Here is a 19,323-nt window from a genome sequence, read left to right on the forward strand (position 1 = left end):
TTAAGAAGCCTATAAGTAGCGTCTCACGCTACCGGACATATATGAATACAGGGTAGAACGGAGGAAGACAGCATGAATCATATGCCGCAGGACGGTGTGCCGCGAAGTCCGGAGCAGCAGCCGGGCACAGAGTACGGGTCAGCATCGCGGGCAGCAGGCACTGAGGGACATAAATCTCTGCTGCCTGACTCCAGAACCGGGGAGCGCAAGATTGAACATGTGCGACTCTGCCTGAATGAAGACGTTGCCGGCAGCGGAATTACAACCGGCTTCGAGCAGTACAGGTTCCGCCATAACGCACTGCCGGAGCTGGACTTTGAGGAGATCAGGCTCGGTACGGAATTTCTCGGCCGGGAGCTGCGGACACCGCTGCTGATCAGCTCCATGACCGGGGGGAGCGAGGCGACCGGGCACATTAACGCCCGGCTCGCCGAAGCAGCCGAGCGCAGGGGCTGGGCCCTCGGCGTGGGTTCTGTCCGCGCCGCTGTAGAGCGTGCAGAGCTGGCGGCTTCTTTTCATGTGCGCGATAAGGCTCCCACAATTCCGGTTATAGCCAATGTCGGTGCGGTGCAGCTCTCCTACGGCTTCGGTGTAGAAGAGTGCCGCCGCGCGGTAGAGATTGCCGGGGCAGACTGGCTGGTTCTGCATCTGAACGGGCTGCAGGAGGTATTCCAGCCGGAGGGAGACACAGGGTTCGCTTCCCTGCTGAAGCGGATAGAGGCGTTATGCCGTAACCTTGAGATACCGGTAGGTGTCAAAGAGGTAGGCTGGGGCATTGACGGAGAAACCGCAGCCCTGCTGTATAATGCTGGTGCTGCCTTTATCGACGTTGCAGGTGCGGGTGGCACATCCTGGAGTCAGGTGGAGAAGTTCCGCAGTACGGACCCGGTACGGCGCGCGGCTGCGGAGGCCTTCGCGGACTGGGGGATTCCCACGGCGGAATGTATTACCGAAGTGCGCGCGGTCTCTGCGCACGGCGCGCTGATCGGCAGCGGCGGGCTGAAGCACGGTGTGGATGCCGCCAAGGCGCTGGCGCTTGGGGCCGACTTGGCCGGCTTCGGGCGGAATCTGCTTGGTCCGGCCGTCAGCTCCGAGGAGGCGCTGGACCAGGCGCTGGCACAGGTTGAACTGGAGCTGCGCACGGTCATGTTCGGCATCGGCGCGCCGGATCTTGCTTCCCTGCGCGGTACCCCGCGTCTTATCCGGCGTTAGAAGCAAGCCGATGAATATGGAATTAAAGGAAGGGCTAAAAAACAATGATTAAACTGGTCCAAATGGACGAATCGACTTTTCAATTTTTCTTAAGACAATCCACCCGTGACTACGCAGAGGACAAAATTAAGGCTGGAGCCTGGGATGCGGAGACCGCCATGAAATTATCCCAGGAAGAAATGACACGTTTCCTGCCCAAAGGACTCTACACAGAGGGAGCTTACCTCTATTCAATAGTAGAGACTGAGACTGAGACCCAAGCCGGGTACATCTGGTTTAATGTGAACGAGAACCGGGGAGTCCGGGAGGCGTTCATCTATGACTTTTATATTTTCGAACCTTTCCAGAGCAAAGGGTATGGTAAGCAGTCACTGGCGGCATTAGATGAAGAAGCCCGCAAGATGAATGTGACCAAGATCGGACTGCATGTCTTTGGCCAGAATGACCGTGCTTTTGAGCTGTATAAGAAAATGGGCTTCCTGGTTACGGATATTACGATGTCCAAAACGCTGTAGGTGCAGGACAATTAGCTGCAGTTCTTCAGTCTAGTCAGACAGACAGCAGACAGGCGGATTCTGCTTTGAAATGGAGAGTCCGCTATTATCGTATATGGAGACTCCGCGAGGGGGCTTTTTTGAAATATAAGAATTTTTATGCTTCACGCTATCAATTATCCTTCTATTTTGGAGAAACGGATGCAGCCTCTTTCAGAGGACGACGAAGCCGTTTCTTCATACTGAACGGATAGGCTCCGGGTTCCTGGAAAGTAACGGGATAATTATTCGGGCTAAAGCTTCACTGTATGGAGATTAGACACATCCCCTTGACATCCGCTGTTGCTGGAGGTTTTGTTCTAATATATAATGGTTTAGATCAGTCGGTATTTCATGCGGTGATCAATTCAACCGAAAATAGGAGTTGTCATATAAATGGCTTTGAAAGCTGGAATCGTTGGACTTCCCAATGTTGGGAAATCGACATTATTTAATGCTATAACACAAGCGGGGGCGGAATCCGCCAACTATCCTTTCTGCACCATTGACCCGAACGTGGGTGTCGTGGAAGTACCGGACGAACGTCTGGATAAGCTGGTCGAGCTGGTGCAGCCGAACAAGACGGTTCCTACCGCTTTTGAATTCGTAGATATTGCCGGACTCGTGCGCGGTGCGAGCAAGGGCGAAGGTCTGGGCAACAAGTTCCTGGCTCATATCCGGGAAGTGGATGCTATTGTTCATGTGGTACGCTGCTTCGTCGATGAGAACGTAACGCATGTGGACGGCAAGGTGAATCCGATCAGCGACATCCAGACGATCAACCTGGAGCTGATTCTGGCCGACCTCGAAAGCGTCGAGAAGAAGATCGAGCGTTCCCGCAAAATTATCAAGGGCGGCGATAAGAAATTCGCTCAGGAAGTAGAAGTACTCGAGCGCGTTAAGGAAGCTCTTTATCTGGATCAGCCTGCACGCAGCCTGGAATTATCCGATGACGAGCGTCTGATCGTGCGCGATCTTCACCTGCTGACCCTGAAGCCGGTGCTGTATGCGGCGAACGTGGGCGAGGATGAAGTGGCGACTGCTGAAGAGAACCCGTATGTTAAGCAGGTACGCGAATTCGCAGCGGCTGAGAATGCTGAAGTAGTGCCGATTAGTGCCAAAGTGGAAGCTGAGATTGCCGAGCTGGAAGGCGAAGACAAGGCGATGTTCCTGGAAGAGCTGGGTCTGCAGGAATCGGGGCTTAACCGCCTGATCAAAGCGGCATACAGACTGCTCGGCCTCTACACCTATTTCACAGCGGGCGTGCAGGAAGTCCGTGCGTGGACTATCCGCAAAGGCACCAAAGCCCCTGGAGCGGCCGGAGTTATTCATACGGACTTCGAACGCGGATTTATCCGGGCTGAAGTTGTAGCATATACGGATCTGGTAGCAGCAGGCTCGATGAACGGTGCCAAAGAACGCGGCCAGCTGCGTCTGGAAGGCAAGGAATACCTGGTGCAGGACGGCGACGTTATGCATTTCCGCTTCAACGTATAGACCATTTATAATTTAGGACAGAGGAACCCTTCAGAAGTAGAGTTGTTTACTTGCTGAATGGTTTCTTTTTGAATGAGGATAAGGATAAGGATAAGGGTCAGCTCCTATTTGTGGAAAACCCGAAAAGGCGGCTTCAGAAGCCGGGTACGATGAACAAGGGTTCGGCTGGGTCAGTGGCAGACGCGAGTGTCTGCGGTCTGGTCTACCGTCTGGTCTGTCACTACCGCCTGCCGCCTGCGGCGGAAAAGCAGTTGGATAATCTCCACTTGCTCATGAACAGAGGGACCCTTGTCAGGAAGTAGTTAGAAAAACGGCACTTAATATTCAGCAAACAGATCACTTTCGAGGAAACGCCTGAAATTTAATGACGTTTATCCAATTCATTCCCCTTAACGCTGCAAAACATCGAAATTAAGATACGTTTTTCCAACTATTCATGCAGAGTGGCTCCTCCTCCTATGACCGCCGTATAATCGCCATATGACAGCCAATCTATACAACTACTACTATTCATGGGAATGAGGCCGGGAGCGGCATCAGATATTTATTCAGTACCGGCTTATTTTGTAATTAGGACACGCGCCTGATGCATAACTTGGCTGCAGCTTTTACATCATAAGGTGGGCGCAGCTCAGGATTCAAAAGATTTCCTGATTCCGGCGCTTTGTACTGTAGCCAATTGGCTGGAGTGGTGGTATAATATAAAGTCGTATATCTATTTTTGTTGTATCGACAATGTTAAGTATGTATAACCGAAGAATTTGAATCAGGAGAGGTGAATTCCCTTGTTGGACCGATTGCAATCCCTGGCGGACCGCTATGAGAAACTCAGTGAACTGCTTTGTGACCCGGATGTTGCAAACGACAGTAAGAAACTGAGGGACTATTCCAAAGAACAATCCGACTTACAGCCCGCCTTTGAGGCGTATAGCGAATATAAAAATGTAATGGAAGAGCTCGAAGCCGCCAAGATGATGCAGGCTGAGAAGCTTGATGATGAAATGAAGGAAATGGTCAAGATGGAGATCGACGACCTGTCCTCGCGCCAGGTGGTTCTGGAGGAGAAGATCCGTCTGCTCCTGCTCCCCAAAGACCCTAATGATGATAAGAATGTAATCGTGGAAATCCGCGGCGCAGCCGGCGGGGATGAAGCAGCACTGTTTGCCTCTGACCTGTACCGGATGTATACCCGTTATGCCGATACCCAGGGCTGGCGCGTAGAGCTGATGGATGTTAACACGAACGATCTCGGCGGATTCAAGGAAGTTATCTTCCTGATCAACGGCCGCGGCGCTTACAGCAAAATGAAGTTCGAAAGCGGTGCGCATCGTGTGCAGCGTATTCCTACAACCGAATCCGGCGGACGTATTCATACTTCAACTTCTACCGTTGCGGTTATGCCGGAAGCGGAAGAATTCGAAATTGAAATTCATGATAAGGACATCCGTGTCGATACCTTCTGTTCCAGCGGCGCGGGCGGACAGTCCGTTAATACGACCAAGTCTGCGGTGCGTGTAACCCATGTACCTACCGGTATCGTAGCTACCTGTCAGGACGGCAAGTCCCAGAACTCCAATAAGGAGAAGGCGCTGCAAGTACTGCGTGCCCGTATCTCGGATCTGAAGCGTCAGGAAGAAGAAGCCAAGTACTCCGGGGAACGGAAGAGCAAAGTAGGAACCGGGGACCGCAGTGAGCGTATCCGTACCTACAACTTCCCGCAGAGCCGTGTAACGGATCACCGGATCGGCCTTACCCTGCACCGTCTGGAGCAGGTCATGAACGGGGATATCACCGAGATCATCTCGGCACTGTCTATTGCGGAACAAGCGGAATTGATGGAAAAAGGAGAATAATGCTTTGAAACACGACTCTTACGTCATGTCGGAATTGCAAAGCATCCGGGAAGCCTTTGCGGAGGCTTCTTCTTTTTTGGCCGGGCACGGATGCAATGAGCCGCAGCGCAGCAGCCAGCTGCTGCTGGAGCATGTGCTGGGCTTGTCCGGAGCGGCATATTATATGGCGCTGGCTGATCCATTCCCGCCAGCGGTCAAGGCGCAGTGGGAAACGCTGGTCACCCGCCGGGCGGCGGGTGAACCGGTGCAGTACATCATAGGCGAGCAGGAATTCTACGGCCGCGCCTTCGAGGTTACGCCCGATGTGCTGATTCCGCGCCCGGAAACGGAGCTGCTCGTCGAGGCGATTCTGCGCTACGGCGCGGAGCTGTGGCCGGATGGGACGGTGACGGTGCGGGGCGAAGCCGGGCAAGAAGCTGGCGGGTCCGCGGGGGAGAGAGCCGCGGGCGGTCAGGCGGCGGGGCCTGCGCGTGGCGAAGCTGCTGCGCAAGAAGCTGACAGGCCGGCGGGGAAGAGAGCCGCGGGCAGTGAGGCGGCGCGCCCACGCGCCGTGCGTCCGCTGACCGCCGTCGACATCGGCGCCGGCAGCGGAGCGATCTCCGTCACGCTGGCGGCGGAAGCGCCGGCGTGGCAGGTCTGCGCCGGCGACATCTCGCCCGGCGCGCTGGCCGTGGCCGGGCGCAATGCGCAGCGGCTCGGCACGTCCGTTGACCTGCGGCTCGGCGATCTGCTCGAGCCGTTCGCGGGGATGGAGACGGATATTCTCGTCTCCAACCCGCCGTACATTCCCGGCGGCGACATCGCCGGGCTGCAGCGAGAGGTGCGCGACCATGAGCCGCGCACGGCACTGGACGGCGGCGGGGACGGGCTTGATCCCTACCGCCGCATGATGGAGCAGCTGCCGCTGCTCCCGGCTCCGCCGCGCCTGGTCGGCTTCGAGCTCGGCCAGGGACAGGCCGGGCAGGTGGCTGAGCTGCTGCGGGCGGCCGGTCACTGGAACGAGATCATCACAATCGAGGATCTCGCCGGAATTGCCCGGCATGTGCTGGGGATCGCCCGCTAGCCTCCCCATCCTGGATGCGGCTTCCATTCGGCAGGAGCCTCCAAACGGTGAAATTGTATTTATGCTGCCCCTTCCTTTACAATAGAAATGACGGGACCTCTGTATACGGCTGCGGCCAGGTGACAAGAGGAACCAGTACTGAGTAAGGAGACAGAATATGCTTCAGAAGATTAAGAAGATAGATGGCGTCATCCTGGTCATTCTTGTGCTGCTGATGGTAGTCAGCATTTTCTCCATATACAGCGTTACCCACGGGCGCGACAAGCTGGACGGATCGCATATCAAAATGATCAAATATTATATCCTGGGCTTTATCGCCTTCATAGGGCTGACCTTCGTGGATTATCGTCTGCTTGTTAAATATGCGTTATATGTTTACGTTACAGGCATTGGGATTCTGGTGCTGGTCAGCTTTATCGGTACAGAACAGAATGGCGCACAGGGCTGGATTAAATTCGGAGGCTTCAGTCTCCAGCCTGCCGAGCTGTTTAAGCTGATTCTGATCCTGTTCCTGGCTGCGGTACTGGTCCGCAAGAATAAGAATAAGATGCTGTTCTGGCGCGATGTCGTGCCGCTCGGTCTAATGAGCCTGCTGCCGTTTTTGATCGTGCTTAGCCAAAATGACCTCGGGAATGCGCTCTCCTATATCGTAATTCTGGTAGGCCTCCTCTGGATCGGCAATATCAAGTTCACCCACGCGCTGATCGGGCTGTTAATTATTGGCGGAAGCGCCGCTGCCGGGATCATGAGCTATATTCATTACCACGATGAAATTAAGGATTTCCTGACAGATATCGGCCGTTCCCACTGGGTAGAGCGCTTTGATCCGTGGCTGGTGCCGGAAGAAGCGACGGCCAAGGCAAGCTATCATACCAAAAACGCCAAGATGGCCATAGCCTCCGGCGGTATGAGCGGCGAAGGCTATATGGAGGGCAGCTCGGTGCAGACCGATCGCGTGCCGTATACGTACTCTGATTCGATTTTTGTACAGATTGCCGAGGAATTTGGCTTTGTCGGATCGGCGTTGGTGCTGCTGCTCTACTTTATCCTGATTCACCGGATGATTCTGATTGCATTGGAGTGCAAGGACAAGGGAGGGCCGTTCCTGATTGTCGGCATTGTCGCGATGATGCTCTATCAGATTTTTGAGAATATCGGTGCCTTCATCGGCCTGATGCCGCTAACCGGGATCACGCTGCCGTTCATCAGCTTCGGGGGGACCTCCCTGCTGATCAACATGGCCAGTATCGGTCTGGTAATGAGCGTACGCCTGCATGGTCAAGAGGTAGAGGAAGATTTGCCGAGTCCTACAATCTATTCTTCTCCGGCCAAGCAAGGCTAACTGTATACTGTAATATCTCTGATTCAATCAGAGGTAATCCGCATGCCGGAGCTCTTCGAAAAGGAAGGGTTCCGGCATTTTGTGTGTCTGTACGCTAGTACGTCAGCATCGGAACTTAAGAAATGAGTTGACTTAACCATGCAGCGATGGACATGTTCAGGTCCAAGGGGAAATTCAGTGATAGTTGTATAATGTACAGCTGTACAAAGTGCAATTAAGCTACCACATATCCCGTAATTGCGGAGATTGGATTACTGCAAGCCTCTCAGCAAGCGATTCACCAGTATAACTTTCACCTTATTAGTTTAAAGCTGACGCTATTCCCGGCTGGCAAGGATCGCATAAATTGTATTTACGCCCCCACTTGTCTTACAATGGAAATTAGTGGATTCGGTTCCCTGGGGATGCTGCAGCAGGCCGGTCCATAATCCGCGTAGGTTAAGGAGTATTCCGATGTTACAGAGAATCAGACGGATTGATGGCTCCATTGTATTGATTTTACTCTTGCTGATGTGTGTCAGTATTTTCTCGATATACAGCGTGACTCACGGGAGAGTTGAGCTGGATGGCACACACATACGGATGATTCAGTATTATGTGCTGGGTTTTATTGCTTTTTTTCTGCTTACCCTGTTTGATTACCGCCTTCTGGTCCGGTATGGACTCTATATTTACATCCTTGGGATCGGTATTCTGCTGCTGGTCAGCTTTATCGGCAAAGTGAAAAATGGCGCCCAGGGCTGGATCGGCATCGGTGAATTAAGCATTCAGCCGGCGGAGCTGTTTAAGCTGATCCTGATTCTTTTTCTGACCACTGTACTTGTCCGCAAAAAAAGAAATCCGCTGCGCTTCTGGCGTGACGTGGTGCCGCTTAGCCTAATCGCCCTGGTGCCGTTTGCGCTTGTCATCATCCAGAATGATCTGGGCAATGCGCTCAGCTATATCGTGATTCTGCTGGGGCTTTTGTGGATCGGAAATATTAAATTCTCACATGCTCTGATCGGGATGATTATTCTGGCGGGATCGGTGCTGGGCTTCATTCTGTGCTATATCCACTATCATGAGCAGACGGTAAGCTTCATAGAGCAGACGCTGGGCCGGGATCACTTCGTCAGGCGCTTTGACCCCTGGCTGGTACCGGATCTGGCGAGCAGCGATGCGAGCTATCAGACCAAGAATGCCAAGACGGCTATTGCGTCGGGCGGCCTCAGCGGTGAAGGTTATCTCCAGGGGGGCACTGTGCAAAGCGACCGGGTGCCTTATCTGTATTCTGAATCGATTTTTGTGCAGATCGGCGAAGAATTCGGCTTCCTGGGAGCAGCGGTGCTGCTGATGCTCTTTTTTATCCTGATCCACAGATTAATTGTGATTGCTCTGGAATGCAGAGACCGCGGCGGCCCTCTCCTGATTGTCGGGATCGTAGCTATGCTGCTGTATCAGATTCTGGAGAATATCGGGGCAATGACCGGGCTGATGCCGCTGACGGGGATTACGCTTCCGTTTATCAGCTATGGGGGGACCTCGATTCTGATTAACATGGCCTGTATGGGGATTGCCATGAGTGTGCGGCTCTACGGGCAGGATGTGGAGGATGATTTGCCGCTTCCGCTGCCCAAGCTGAAGGATGAGACTACTTTATTCTTAAAATCATAGATTACTAGGTTTGCAGTCTCTCATTCCCGGACATACTGGGAACATAAGAGTTTCAGAGGGAGAGGGGCTGCGCAAGATGAATAACGATCAGCTGGATAAAAGGGATTCCCTGCGGATTACATTCAAGTATACTGCCATTTTAATTTGTTTTTTTATGATATTGATGATGGCCTGGGAAGGGCAAAAAAGCGATGCTGCCGTAGCGGAGGTATCTATTCCGCAGGAGTCGATCCGTCTGCGTATTCTGGCGAATTCGGATGGTACGGGAGATCAGCTGGTTAAGCGCCAGATCCGCGACCAGGTGGTCGAGCAGATTAACCAGTGGGTGGCCGGACTGGAGGATCCCCAGAGTCTGGAGCAGGCGCGTGCGCTGATTCAGAGTCATCTCCCGGAGCTGAATGACCTGGTGGGCGGAGAACTTGCGCAGCGGGGGATTGATTATAGCTATACAGTCGAACTGGGCACCGTACCTTTTCCGACGAAAATGTATGGCGGCCGGGTCTATCCTGCCGGGGAATATGAAGCGCTGCGGGTCACGCTTGGCGCAGGCAAAGGTCAGAACTGGTGGTGTGTGCTGTTTCCGCCGCTCTGCTTCATTGATGCCGGCTCCGGTGATGCGGCAGCTGCGGAACCCGCTGCAGACAAGAAGGCTTCGGCGGTCTCCGCTAAAGCTTCCGGAGACGGAGCCAAGGTGAAAACGGCGGATGGCGGGGTTGATCAGACTGCTTCCGGTATTACGGCTTCTGCCAGCGGGGACGGCGTTGCGGACGCTGATGCAGAAGCGCCGAAGGTAAAGTTCTTCGTATGGGAGCTGCTGCAGAATTTGTGGAGCTGGATCTGCGGATTGTTCGGCTAAGCTTCCGGGGATTTGCGGAATGGCGGTTTACGGAATCTACAGTTTTCCTGCCGGATATGGTACGATAAATGCAGAACTTGAGCGGAAGTGGCTGCGGCTCCACCTGGTGGAGCCGTTTTTGGCTTTTTCCGGACGATGCAGTATTGAAGTGTGAAGTGATTAAACAGGAAAGCTTGTGATGAAATGACAGAGCCTAAGGATTCTTCGTTTGCGGTTCAGCGCCGGAGCGGCAATATAGATGCAACCCTTTATTGGAGTTTGACGTCCGGGAGTACCGGACCCGGACCTGCTGCGGGGCAGGACATGCCTTCTGTTCCATCAGCAGAGAGTGACAGGGAGGCAATCGCTGCTGCGGCAGCTATGCTGCGGAGCGGGGGCACCGTTGCTTTTCCGACCGAAACGGTCTACGGATTGGGGGCGGATGCCCGGAATACCTCCGCTGTAGAAGCGGTATTCGCGGCCAAAGGCCGCCCCTCCGACAACCCGCTGATCGTGCATATAGCCCGGCGGGAAGAGCTGGAGGGCCTGGTCATAGAAGTGCATCCGGTCGCCTCGGCGCTGATGGATGCCTTCTGGCCTGGCCCCTTGACGCTGGTGCTGCCGGTCCGCCCCGGCGTCCTCTCGCCGCTGGTTACGGCCGGGCTGGATACGGTCGGCGTGCGCATGCCGGGTCATCCGGTGGCGCTGGCCCTGCTGCGCGCCGCGGAATGCCCGGTTGCCGCGCCCAGCGCCAACCGCTCCGGGCGGCCGAGTCCTACGCTGGCCGCCCATGTGATGGAAGACCTCGCCGGATATATCGGCGGGGTTCTGGACGGCGGCGCGGCCGGGGTCGGCCTGGAGTCGACCGTGGTGCAGGTGCAGCCGGACGGGACGGTGGCGGTGCTCCGTCCCGGGGGCATCACCGCCGAGCAGCTCGCGGCGGTGGCGGGTGCCGGGGCTGTGGCCCCAGCCCCGGCCCTGGCGGACGCTGCCGCCGGACATCCCGGCGGCCAGTCCCCGGCTCTGCCGCCGCAGGTGAGCGGCGGCGGGACGGGCGGCGCTGCTGCGCAAGCCGCCGAGGACAGCAGCCCGGCGCCGCGCGCGCCGGGCATGAAGTACACGCACTATGCCCCGCGCGGCGCGCTTGGCATCGTACGCGGCTCCTCCCCGCAGCGCGTGGCGGAGACCGCCGCAGGCCTGCTGCAGGCGGCGCAGCGGGAGGGCGAGATCACGGGCCTGCTCCTCTTCGAGGAGCATAGGGCCCTGTATCCCGCCCTCACGGCCGCCTGCGTCGTTTCTCTCGGCTCGCTCGGCTCGCCGGAGGAAGCGGCCCGCTCCCTGTATGCCGCCTTGCGGCGCTTCGATGAAGCGGGAGCGACCTACATTCTGGCCGAGGCCTGCCCGGTCACGGGCCTCGGCGCTGCCATTATGAACCGGCTGATGAAAGCCGCCGGTGAATCGGTGATCGACGCCGGTTAATCTCTATGATATCTGGTAGAGCGTCAATGGACTGTTCCCTCGTGTGCACCCTGTGCTTTACGTTGTGCTTTGGTTTAGGTTCGTCATTCCCCTTGATCCTTACGGACCATACTGCGCTTATGGTATCTCCAGGAGGTTTTTTTAAGTGGATGTCCTCATAATAAGTGCGCTGGTGTCCGTTAGCCCGCATAAAATTTGGTTTTACAAGAAATAAGCGCTGCTGTGTCCGTTACAAACTTAGAGTGTGTTGTATAATATCCTTCATTACGCGTGCCAATAGAATCTGGTGTGACCTGATATCTTTAATCTAAAATTATCAGCCTCGTTACCGCCCCTGAACCCTGCTATCCGCCGCCTCATAGTCATGAATACCATCTTGTCCGCATATCGTTGTTGTACAAGAACTTACGGACTTTGGGGGTATATTTCATGGGCATAGGCGGAATTTATGAGGGCTGGGGCCAACTCGTAACGGTTGCCGTTATGGCAGTTGCGCTTGGAATGGATGCGTTCTCGCTCGGTGTAGGGATCGGGATGAAGGGGATCCGTCTGCTGCATGTGCTGCAGCTCAGCCTGCTCATTGCTTTTTTCCATGTGCTGATGCCTCTGCTCGGCTTGTTCACAGGCAGCTATGTCGGCCATCTGCTGGGTCAGGTGACCGCCTATGCCGCCGGGGGGCTGCTTGTACTGCTGGGCGGACATATGATTCTGAATTCATTCCGCAAGGGTGACGGCGGGAGCCGGGCGGTAGATCACCGGACGGTATGGGGTATGCTGCTAATCTCGCTCAGTGTAAGTGTAGATTCCTTTTCGGTTGGGGTTTCACTGGGAATGTTTGTGAATAGCATAGTTATTACAGTGCTGGCCTTCGGTGTCTGCGGCGGCATGATGTCTATTACCGGACTACTGCTGGGCAGGAGAGTAAGCCGCGGGCTCGGTGATTACGGTGAAGCACTGGGCGGCGCCATACTTCTGGCGTTTGGCTTGCTGTTCATCTTCTGATACAATAACGGCAATACAAATAAATAGAACATTCCATGGTTCAGTTCATCGGAAGTTGTGGATTAATCCGAAATTATATTCTTACCGGAGGTGGAAAGTATGCTGCATATTTTATTCGTCTGCACAGGAAATACCTGCCGCAGCCCCATGGCTGAAGGTCTTCTGCGGAAGCTTGCGGGGGAGCGGGGGATCGATGTGGAGGTGCGGTCTGCCGGAGTTTCCGCCATTTCAGGTACTTCCATATCCAGACATGCTGCCGGAATCCTGCAGGATGAAGGCATTAACGATCGTATAGTATCCTCGCAACTGACTGGAGAGGCTGTCGCCTGGGCTGATCTGGTGCTTACCCTGACCGGAGGGCATAAGCGGCATTTGCTGCAATATTTCCCTGACGCCGTTAACAAGACGTATACGCTTAAGGAATATGTGCATACGCAAGAGTCTGTGAACGCCGATATCCGTGAATTGGATAGCCTATATGCAGATGCCGAACTCAGTATTTCGCTGGGCGGAGAGCCGAGCGCCGCTGATTTGCAGCGGATTATTGAGATCCGGCAACGGATTCCAAGCTTCGATATCAGTGATCCGTTCGGCGGCTCCCGTGAAGATTATGAGCTGACGGCTGCTGAGATCCGGACTGCGTTGTACAGTTTACTGGATAAGCTGGAATCCTTACGGCGGTTGTGAAGGTGGTTGATTTTTCGCCGCCTATCCCTTAAGATGAAATAAATATTATCCGGTTCCGGTGTAACTGGCGACAAGTGTGGATCAAACCACGATGGAGCACCTGGAATAAACGGCCGGTCGCCTGGGCAAAAGAGCACATCCGCAGCTAAATCTGCGGACTGCTCTTTTTTGTTTAAATGTCGTATCTGTAGTGGAATTTGAGGCGTTATCAATGCTTGAAGGGGGCGGTAAGATGGACGAAGTCCGGAAGCAGGGTCTATGGGAAGAGCGCGCGTCCGGTGCGCCTTCAGCAGCCGGGCAACAAGCGGGCAGCGCAGAGCTGACCTTGGACGCCGCAGCTGCGGCGGTAGTCCGCGAACTGGCGGAAGCGGGGAAGCTTGGTCCCGGTAAAATCCTGGTGGTTGGAGCAAGCACCAGTGAAGTGGCGGGTGTGCGGATCGGCACCGGGGGTGCGCTTGAGGTTGCACAGCTGCTGCTGCAGGGAATTACGCAGGCTGCTGCTGAATTTGGTTTTCATCCCGTGTACCAATGCTGCGAGCATCTGAACCGTTCGCTGGTGATGGAACGTTCTTTGCTGGAATCGCTGGGGCTTAAGGAGGTTTCGGCTGTGCCGGTTCCGGGGGCCGGAGGGTCCATGGCTGCCGCCGCTTACCGCTCTATGACAGATCCGGTACTGGCCGAGACGATTGAGGCCCACGCCGGCATTGATATCGGGGAGACACTAATTGGCATGCACCTCCGCCGCGTAGCCGTACCTTTCCGGCCAAGCCTGCGCTATATCGGGGCAGCCCGGGTGAACGCAGCATGGAGCAGACCGCCGCTGATCGGCGGCGAACGGGCAGTGTACCGTACGCCGGAGACAAGCGGCTCCGCGAATTGTGACTGAGAGCAGCGTATATCACTGGTTTTGTCTTAACACCACATAAATTAGAATAACAGGGAGGAAATAAGAAACATGGAACAACTACGTAAGAGTGACCCGGCAGTACTGGAAGCAATGGGCTTAGAACTAAGCCGTCAGCGTGCAAACATTGAACTCATAGCTTCAGAGAATATTGTAAGTGAAGCCGTAATGGAAGCGATGGGCTCCGTGCTTACGAACAAATACGCCGAAGGTTATCCCGGCAAACGTTATTATGGCGGCTGTGAAGATGTGGATATCGTGGAGAACCTGGCCCGTGACCGTGCCAAGCAGCTGTTTGGTGCCGAGCATGTCAATGTGCAGCCGCATTCCGGTGCACAGGCCAATATGGCCGTTTACCTTGCCGCGCTTAATCCTGGCGATACCGTACTGGGCATGAATCTGGCGCATGGCGGCCATTTGACCCACGGTAGTCCGGTTAATGCTTCCGGTATCCTGTATAACTTTGTAGCTTATGGCGTACAGGAGGATACTTTCCTGATTGATTATGATGAAGTGCGTAAAGCAGCCTTCAAACACCGTCCCAAAATGATTGTTGCCGGAGCAAGCGCGTATCCGCGGACCATCGATTTTGCTGCACTCGGTTCTATTGCGAATGACGTAGGTGCTCTATTCATGGTCGATATGGCCCATATTGCTGGATTGGTTGCAGCCGGTGTTCACCCGAGCCCGGTTCCTCATGCCCACTTCGTCACTACAACTACGCACAAAACCTTGCGTGGCCCGCGCGGAGGGATGATTCTGTGCAGACAGCCATGGGCTGCTGCTATTGATAAAGCGGTCTTCCCGGGTTCCCAAGGCGGACCGCTCATGCATGTGATTGCGTCCAAAGCCGTTTCCTTCGGTGAAGCGCTGCAGCCATCGTTCAAGACCTATGCCGAGAATGTAGTGAAGAATGCCAAGGTTCTGGCGGATACGCTGATCGGCGAAGGCGTTAATATTGTTTCCGGCGGTACGGATAACCACCTGATGCTGCTGGATACCCGTAATCTGAGCATTACCGGCAAGGATGCGGAGAAGGTGCTTGATTCGATCGGAATTACAGTCAACAAGAATGCGATTCCGTTCGATCCTACCAGTCCGTTTGTAACAAGCGGTATCCGGATCGGTACACCTGCTGTTACTTCACGCGGCATGGACGAGCCGGCTATGGTAGCGATCGGCCGGATTATCGCCAATGTGCTGAAGAATCCGAAAGATGACGCTAATTTGACCCAGGCTGCACGTGAGGTGGCCGAGCTTACTGAAAAGTATCCGATCTATCCTGGTCTGCAGTACTAATATTATGCTGCTTATTCTGCCTTTGCGGGTCCGGTACCACCGGATGCCGCAAAGGTTTTTTTGATAGGTGCGATTTCAAATGTTGTATGGCCGGTTTCTGTTGCATAATGTTCACAAATTATAGTAAGAAAATGGTATGAATTATCATGTAATAATCATGAAAGTTCATGGAATTTTCAATAAAAGTAGTGAAAGAAATGTGAATAGTATTAAAAGTGCCTAATGGCACAAACTAAGTTTTGTTTTATATCCAGAGGTTTGGGGGATTTCCTAAACTTTCCCTGCAGCTGTGAAATTTGGGAAGACTGCCTTTGCAGGCGCTTTTCCCCTTCTGTAGGTGAAAAGCGGCCTTGGTGATGATATAATAGACAAGATTTAGCCATGCGGGAAGCAAAGCGCTTACTCTGGCTATAAATAAGACTTACAATTACCGGAGGGACAAAATGGGAAAATTGGTGATTTGCGATCATCCATTGATTCAGCACAAATTAACATTTATTCGCGATGTGCGGACCAACACGAAAGAATTCAGAGAGCATGTCGATGAAGTAGCAACACTTATGGCTTATGAGATTACCCGTGATATTCCGCTTGAGACCATTACGGTGCAGACACCGGTGGCTGAAACGCAGAGCAAAGTGATCTCGGGAAGAATGCTGGGACTGATTCCGATTCTGCGCGCCGGTCTTGGCATGCTGGAGGGTGTCTTGAAGCTGCTTCCGGCGGCTAAAGTAGGACATGTCGGGCTTTTCCGTGATCCGGAAACGCTTCAGCCGGTTGAATATTACATTAAGCTTCCTACAGATGTGCAGGAACGTGAGCTGATCGTAATTGATCCGATGCTGGCTACAGGCGGCTCCGCCATTGCGGCCATTACCTCGCTTAAGAACCGTGGATGCACCCAGATCAAGATGATGAACCTGATTGCTGCCCCTGAAGGCGTCGCTGCGGTGCAGGCTGCACATCCGGATGTGGACATCTATGTAGCCGCACTTGATGATCATCTGAATGAGCATGGTTATATTGTCCCAGGCCTCGGAGATGCCGGTGACAGACTGTATGGAACCAAGTAATAATACCCTTGAGGTATTAATAGAACAAACACAATTTCTGTAGTCTTCAGAAGAGAGGGTAGGGGTTATGTCCAAAATTAAAGTAATGACGATTTTCGGAGTGCGCCCCGAGGCGATCAAGATGGCGCCTCTGGTTCTGGAACTGAACAGGCACCCTGAGCAGATTGAATCCATTGTCTGTGTAACTGCCCAGCACCGTGAACTGCTTGATCAGGTACTGGAGGTATTCAAAATTACACCGGATTATGATCTGGACGTAATGAAGGACCGGCAGACCCTTAATGAGATTACTATCCGGGTGCTTGAAGGACTAGAGCCGGTGCTTCGCGAGGTCAAACCTGACCTGGTGCTTGTACACGGGGATACACTGACCACTTTCCTGGCCAGCTACGCGTCCTTCCTGCAGCAAATTCAGGTTGGGCATGTGGAAGCAGGTCTTCGGACATGGAACAAGCTTTCGCCTTATCCGGAGGAAATGAACCGTCAGCTGACCGGCGTGCTTGCCGATCTGCACTTTGCCCCGACCGATTGGTCAGCCGGCAACCTGAGACACGAGAACAAAAAAGAATCAAGTATTTATATCACAGGCAACACTGTAACTGATGTGTTTCAATATACCGTACAGCCGGACTACCGGCATCCTGTACTGGATTTTGCTTCAGGAAAAAGACTTATTTTGATGACGGCGCACCGCAGAGAATCCCAAGGCGAACCGCACCGTCATATTTTCCGTGCTGTCAAAAGAATCGCTGATGAATTTGAAGATGTAGCCATTGTGTATCCTGTGCACCCGAGTCCTGCAGTGAAGGAACCGGCGCATGAGATCCTCGGCGGACACCCTAGAATTAAGCTGATTGATCCGCTGGATGTCGTTGACCTGCATAATTTTTATCCGCATACCCACCTGATATTGACCGATTCCGGCGGCCTGCAGGAGGAAGCTCCCTCCTTTGGAGTTCCTGTGCTTGTGCTGCGTGATACAACCGAGCGCCCGGAAGGGATCGAGGCCGGAACATTGGAGCTTGTGGGGACGGACGAGGAGAAGGTGTATCAACGGACACATGCTCTATTGACCGATCAGAATCTGTATCAGTCCATGAGCCGGGCCGCCAACCCGTATGGAGACGGCAAAGCCTCCGAGAGAATTGTCAATGCGATTTTGCACCATTTCGGAGCTGTTAAAGAACGTCCGGAAGAGTTTCACAGAATGTTCACAAATAATAAATGATGGCACGACAACTAATATACTAAAGTAAATAAAAGCAGCATACAGTTAAACTGTACGGTTTATATGGTTTTGGTGTGTTTTGCTGTGATTATTTTCATATTTTCATGCGATTTTGGGCAATTTTCTGTGAATTGACAAAGAGTCTTGATATTCAGTAAAATTAGTTGGGATTGTAGCCTATGAAGGAACAAAAGAACGAGGCGGGACTTGGACGTATTGCATTGGTTCTCGGGGGTGCAGGCAGCTTGCTTGCCGCTTACATTGTTATAGGTTTTTTTGTGGCAAGGTGGCTGCAGAGACTGATGGACGGACCTAAGCTTTGGCTGGCTATCGGAACAATTTCCGGGATGGTTCTCGGGGTTGTGAATGTTGCTTTGCTAATCAAAAAATTTCTGGGGGAGCAAAATGGATAATATGACTCCCGTAATCAATACCGTTACCAGGGTGACAGTAATCATTATGGCAGGTTTGTTAATGGGATGGGCTCTTCATCATGAGACCCGTGCAGTTACTCTGGGAATGTCGCTGGGCTTGCTGGCAGGACTCGTTAACTTTCGTTATCTTGCCCTCAAAGTAAGAAGGGTGACACAGGCGGTTGCGGATAAACAGAAAAATTCTTTCAGCCTTGGTTTCGCTACAAGAATCAGCTTCGCTATTCTGGTCACTATGTTTTCGGTCAAGATCGAGCATTTCTCGCTGGAGGCAACGATTGCCGGCCTGTTCATCCCCCAGCTTCTATCTATTCCCGTGGGGATATATTTAGGAATCAAGAATAAGCTGTAGCCATTATTAAAGAGAAAGGGGGATGATACTATGCACGAAATGCCTTTAATCTATGTTGGCGGAATACCGATTGACCTGTCCGCTGTGCTGATGCTGGTAATCAGTTCAGTAATCGTGTTCGCTCTGGTTATGCTGTCCGTCCGCAACCTGTCTGTTGATAATCCGTCACGACTCCAGAATTTCATGGAGTGGGTCGTTGAATTTGTACAGGGACTGATCAGCAGCGCCATGGATTTGAAGAAAGGGAAGCCTTACATATCACTGGGATTGACGCTGATACTGTTTATCTTCGTCTCCAATCTCCTTGGTCTGCCGTTTTCCTTCATTACAGAAGCCCATGAGCCGGTTCACATTTTTGGACATGTTATCGAAGCGACCAAAAATCTGGCGCATGGCGAGCATGTAGAGATTCTGTGGTATAAATCGCCGACTGCAGATATCAATGTAACCGCCGGGCTGGCAATTGTCGTGTTTGTGCTAATGAACTATTTGGGTATCAAGCTGAATGGCAAACATTATTTCAAACACTATATTGAGCCGTTCCCGATCTTCTTGCCGCTTAACATCATTGAGAACCTGGCGAAGCCGGTGGCGCTTGCCATTCGTCTATTTGCTAATATTTTTGCCGGCGAGGTTCTGATCACCGTAATTCTGAAGCTGGGCATATTCAGTATCCCGTTCCTGGCTGTCTGGCAGGGCTTCAGTATCTTTGTTGGTGCGCTTCAGGCGTTTATCTTTACGATTCTGACGATGGTGTACATCGCACAGATGACGATCCACGAGGAAGAAGCACATTAATGAACTGCCGTGAGGATAGCGGCAGCCGCCGGAATACTCTTCGCGGGAGATTTTTATATCATTAAGTCATTACAAAAAGAAC

Annotated in this window: 18 protein-coding genes and 1 riboswitch; all 18 genes read left to right on the plus strand. The window is 53.2% G+C overall.

The genetic code is table 11. The features are described from left to right. The first annotated feature begins 72 nt into the window (after positions 1 to 72). The 18 genes from fni to atpB all read left to right on the plus strand — a co-directional run bounded on the left by fni (position 73) and on the right by atpB (position 19,241). Complete coding sequence (gene fni / locus MKZ24_RS06875; protein ID WP_340781801.1) at positions 73 to 1,212, plus strand: type 2 isopentenyl-diphosphate Delta-isomerase; 1,140 nt, start codon at positions 73 to 75, stop codon at positions 1,210 to 1,212. 44 nt (positions 1,213 to 1,256) lie between these two features. After that, positions 1,257 to 1,727 (plus strand): GNAT family N-acetyltransferase, encoded by a 471-nt coding sequence (locus MKZ24_RS06880; RefSeq protein ID WP_231637739.1) that lies wholly within the window; start codon positions 1,257 to 1,259, stop codon positions 1,725 to 1,727. A 414-nt stretch (positions 1,728 to 2,141) separates the two neighbouring features. Next, on the plus strand, positions 2,142 to 3,242 hold the full coding sequence (ychF, locus tag MKZ24_RS06885; RefSeq protein WP_340781802.1) for a redox-regulated ATPase YchF: 1,101 nt from the start codon (positions 2,142 to 2,144) through the stop codon (positions 3,240 to 3,242). Positions 3,243 to 4,027: 785 nt separating this feature from the next. Continuing rightward, on the plus strand, positions 4,028 to 5,095 hold the full coding sequence (gene prfA / locus MKZ24_RS06890; protein WP_039309100.1) for a peptide chain release factor 1: 1,068 nt from the start codon (positions 4,028 to 4,030) through the stop codon (positions 5,093 to 5,095). Positions 5,096 to 5,099: 4 nt separating this feature from the next. Continuing rightward, positions 5,100 to 6,158 carry a N5-glutamine methyltransferase family protein gene (locus MKZ24_RS06895; protein ID WP_340781804.1) on the plus strand — a complete coding sequence of 353 codons (1,059 nt, stop codon included), beginning with the start codon at positions 5,100 to 5,102 and terminating at the stop codon, positions 6,156 to 6,158. A gap of 157 nt (positions 6,159 to 6,315) precedes the next feature. Further along, entirely contained in the window at positions 6,316 to 7,500 is a 1,185-nt protein-coding gene (locus MKZ24_RS06900; RefSeq protein ID WP_042240319.1) for an FtsW/RodA/SpoVE family cell cycle protein, read from the plus strand. A 453-nt stretch (positions 7,501 to 7,953) separates the two neighbouring features. Continuing rightward, positions 7,954 to 9,153: an FtsW/RodA/SpoVE family cell cycle protein gene (locus MKZ24_RS06905; protein WP_042240315.1), complete on the plus strand. Its 1,200-nt coding sequence runs from the start codon at positions 7,954 to 7,956 to the stop codon at positions 9,151 to 9,153. Between the two features lie 76 nt (positions 9,154 to 9,229). Beyond that, the gene (gene spoIIR / locus MKZ24_RS06910; RefSeq protein WP_340781806.1) at positions 9,230 to 10,009 is read left to right on the plus strand and encodes a stage II sporulation protein R; all 780 of its coding nucleotides are present in this window, start codon (positions 9,230 to 9,232) and stop codon (positions 10,007 to 10,009) included. 303 nt (positions 10,010 to 10,312) lie between these two features. Continuing rightward, the gene (locus MKZ24_RS06915) at positions 10,313 to 11,467 is read left to right on the plus strand and encodes an L-threonylcarbamoyladenylate synthase (RefSeq protein ID WP_340781808.1); all 1,155 of its coding nucleotides are present in this window, start codon (positions 10,313 to 10,315) and stop codon (positions 11,465 to 11,467) included. A 429-nt stretch (positions 11,468 to 11,896) separates the two neighbouring features. Further along, the gene (locus MKZ24_RS06920; RefSeq protein ID WP_042240305.1) at positions 11,897 to 12,469 is read left to right on the plus strand and encodes a manganese efflux pump MntP; all 573 of its coding nucleotides are present in this window, start codon (positions 11,897 to 11,899) and stop codon (positions 12,467 to 12,469) included. Between the two features lie 99 nt (positions 12,470 to 12,568). After that, entirely contained in the window at positions 12,569 to 13,156 is a 588-nt protein-coding gene (locus tag MKZ24_RS06925) for a low molecular weight protein arginine phosphatase (protein WP_042240300.1), read from the plus strand. 50 nt (positions 13,157 to 13,206) lie between these two features. Continuing rightward, positions 13,207 to 13,290: riboswitch (ZMP/ZTP riboswitch) on the plus strand. Positions 13,291 to 13,388: 98 nt separating this feature from the next. After that, positions 13,389 to 14,042, plus strand: a complete 654-nt coding sequence (locus MKZ24_RS06930) for a TIGR01440 family protein (RefSeq protein ID WP_081956726.1) — start codon at positions 13,389 to 13,391, stop codon at positions 14,040 to 14,042. Positions 14,043 to 14,111: 69 nt separating this feature from the next. After that, positions 14,112 to 15,359, plus strand: a complete 1,248-nt coding sequence (gene glyA / locus MKZ24_RS06935; protein ID WP_340781809.1) for a serine hydroxymethyltransferase — start codon at positions 14,112 to 14,114, stop codon at positions 15,357 to 15,359. A gap of 443 nt (positions 15,360 to 15,802) precedes the next feature. Next, complete coding sequence (upp, locus tag MKZ24_RS06940) at positions 15,803 to 16,432, plus strand: uracil phosphoribosyltransferase (protein WP_020426095.1); 630 nt, start codon at positions 15,803 to 15,805, stop codon at positions 16,430 to 16,432. Between the two features lie 67 nt (positions 16,433 to 16,499). Further along, positions 16,500 to 17,660: a non-hydrolyzing UDP-N-acetylglucosamine 2-epimerase gene (wecB, locus tag MKZ24_RS06945; RefSeq protein ID WP_039309304.1), complete on the plus strand. Its 1,161-nt coding sequence runs from the start codon at positions 16,500 to 16,502 to the stop codon at positions 17,658 to 17,660. A 179-nt stretch (positions 17,661 to 17,839) separates the two neighbouring features. Further along, positions 17,840 to 18,073 carry an AtpZ/AtpI family protein gene (locus MKZ24_RS06950; protein ID WP_340781813.1) on the plus strand — a complete coding sequence of 78 codons (234 nt, stop codon included), beginning with the start codon at positions 17,840 to 17,842 and terminating at the stop codon, positions 18,071 to 18,073. Further along, positions 18,066 to 18,443 (plus strand): ATP synthase subunit I, encoded by a 378-nt coding sequence (locus MKZ24_RS06955; protein ID WP_340781814.1) that lies wholly within the window; start codon positions 18,066 to 18,068, stop codon positions 18,441 to 18,443. The genes MKZ24_RS06950 and MKZ24_RS06955 overlap by 8 nt, the downstream gene beginning before the upstream one ends. 30 nt (positions 18,444 to 18,473) lie before the next feature. Then, positions 18,474 to 19,241, plus strand: coding sequence for a F0F1 ATP synthase subunit A (gene atpB, locus MKZ24_RS06960; protein ID WP_340781815.1), 768 nt, complete (start codon positions 18,474 to 18,476; stop codon positions 19,239 to 19,241). Positions 19,242 to 19,323 lie beyond the last annotated feature (82 nt).

The organism is Paenibacillus sp. FSL R7-0297, from assembly GCF_038009025.1.
In the GTDB taxonomy this organism is placed as follows: Bacteria; Bacillota; Bacilli; order Paenibacillales; family Paenibacillaceae; genus Paenibacillus_AQ.

Coding starts and splice junctions, on each gene's coding strand:
- fni (WP_340781801.1), top strand. CDS start 73: ATGAATCATATGCCGCAGGACGGTGTGCCGCGAAGTCCGGAGCAGCAG.
- MKZ24_RS06880 (WP_231637739.1), top strand. CDS start 1,257: ATGATTAAACTGGTCCAAATGGACGAATCGACTTTTCAATTTTTCTTA.
- ychF (WP_340781802.1), top strand. CDS start 2,142: ATGGCTTTGAAAGCTGGAATCGTTGGACTTCCCAATGTTGGGAAATCG.
- MKZ24_RS06900 (WP_042240319.1), top strand. CDS start 6,316: ATGCTTCAGAAGATTAAGAAGATAGATGGCGTCATCCTGGTCATTCTT.
- MKZ24_RS06905 (WP_042240315.1), top strand. CDS start 7,954: ATGTTACAGAGAATCAGACGGATTGATGGCTCCATTGTATTGATTTTA.
- spoIIR (WP_340781806.1), top strand. CDS start 9,230: ATGAATAACGATCAGCTGGATAAAAGGGATTCCCTGCGGATTACATTC.
- MKZ24_RS06915 (WP_340781808.1), top strand. CDS start 10,313: ATGCCTTCTGTTCCATCAGCAGAGAGTGACAGGGAGGCAATCGCTGCT.
- MKZ24_RS06920 (WP_042240305.1), top strand. CDS start 11,897: ATGGGCATAGGCGGAATTTATGAGGGCTGGGGCCAACTCGTAACGGTT.
- MKZ24_RS06925 (WP_042240300.1), top strand. CDS start 12,569: ATGCTGCATATTTTATTCGTCTGCACAGGAAATACCTGCCGCAGCCCC.
- MKZ24_RS06930 (WP_081956726.1), top strand. CDS start 13,389: ATGGACGAAGTCCGGAAGCAGGGTCTATGGGAAGAGCGCGCGTCCGGT.
- glyA (WP_340781809.1), top strand. CDS start 14,112: ATGGAACAACTACGTAAGAGTGACCCGGCAGTACTGGAAGCAATGGGC.
- upp (WP_020426095.1), top strand. CDS start 15,803: ATGGGAAAATTGGTGATTTGCGATCATCCATTGATTCAGCACAAATTA.
- wecB (WP_039309304.1), top strand. CDS start 16,500: ATGTCCAAAATTAAAGTAATGACGATTTTCGGAGTGCGCCCCGAGGCG.
- MKZ24_RS06950 (WP_340781813.1), top strand. CDS start 17,840: ATGAAGGAACAAAAGAACGAGGCGGGACTTGGACGTATTGCATTGGTT.
- MKZ24_RS06955 (WP_340781814.1), top strand. CDS start 18,066: ATGGATAATATGACTCCCGTAATCAATACCGTTACCAGGGTGACAGTA.
- atpB (WP_340781815.1), top strand. CDS start 18,474: ATGCACGAAATGCCTTTAATCTATGTTGGCGGAATACCGATTGACCTG.